The organism is Variovorax sp. F042 (genome assembly GCF_057814215.1).
In genome coordinates this window covers 1-305 of record NZ_JBVASX010000059.1, presented here as the reverse complement: position 1 = coordinate 305, position 305 = coordinate 1, and the positions used below count along the sequence as shown (strand labels likewise).

Genomic DNA, 305 nt, shown 5'->3' with positions numbered 1-305 from the left:
AGGGACGGCCCGCCCGGGCAGGAAGACCGAAAGCTCGTGCCCTTCGCCAAGGCCTACGCGGGCCTCACTGATGCCGAGATGGCGCGCGTGGACGCGATCATCCGCAAGACCACGGTGGAAAGCTGCGGGCCGGTGAAGAGCGTGAAGCCGACACTGGTGTTCGAGTTGGGCTTGGAGGGCATGGCGCGCAGTTCGCGGCACTCGAGCGGCTTCGCGGTGCGGTTTCCGCGGCTGCTGCGGTGGCGGGAAGCGAAGCCGGTGGACGAAGCGGACAGCCTGCAGACGCTGGCGGCGTTGTTGCCCCT

Annotated in this window: 1 protein-coding gene; it reads left to right on the top strand. The window is 68.9% G+C overall.

Annotation, left to right across the window (positions count from 1 at the left end; all coding sequences use genetic code 11):
- The coding region (locus ACZYSP_RS35390) for an ATP dependent DNA ligase (protein ID WP_489019219.1) at positions 1 to 305 on the top strand (305 nt) is incomplete at both ends.